Source organism: Oleiphilus sp. HI0043, assembly GCF_001634935.1.
Window position 1 is genome coordinate 1 of the sequence record NZ_LWEY01000743.1, and the last position, 590, is coordinate 590.

Consider the following 590-nt stretch of genomic DNA (forward strand, 5'->3'; position numbering starts at 1 on the left):
TGCTGAATCATGACCTCATTGGTACGGTCGAACCATTCAACGACTGTTCCGATGCGCTCTTTAGCTTCATTCGCAACGGCATTAACGCGCAACTCCATGTGGCGGCCACCGACTTCGATATGAGCCTGGTGTTCGCCGCTCAAGTTATCAAGCACATTGATTTGATGGTTCGGGTTCTTATGGAATTGGTCAATACTCTGGCCCAATAAGTTATCGGTATCGAAGTTGGGTAGGGCTGATTTAATTGCCGCTTCTGCATTTTTGAGTGTTTTGATGACCGCAGGGTTCATATAGACAATGGTACGATCATAATCGGCGACCATCACATTGGCGCTGACATTCTCCAATGCTTCTTTTAAGCGAGCATTCTCGTTTGCTACGCGTAACTCATTCTCACGTTTTATCAATGCTTCAGTGTTATCCTTCCATTCAACAACTGTACCGACACGGTCACCGGACTCGGTCTTAACCGGGTTGACTGATAGCTCCATATGGCGTCGACCAACTTGAATATTGGCTTTGTGTTGAGCGCTTAGATTCTCTAGTAGCTCTTTCTGATGGCTTGGGTTTTTATGGAAGATATCAATTGA

The 590-nt window shown here is 45.8% G+C and carries 1 protein-coding gene; it reads right to left on the reverse strand.

Annotated features, from left to right (window positions below):
- The coding region (locus A3729_RS32645; protein ID WP_369820119.1) for a PAS domain-containing protein at positions 1–590 on the reverse strand (590 nt) is incomplete at both ends.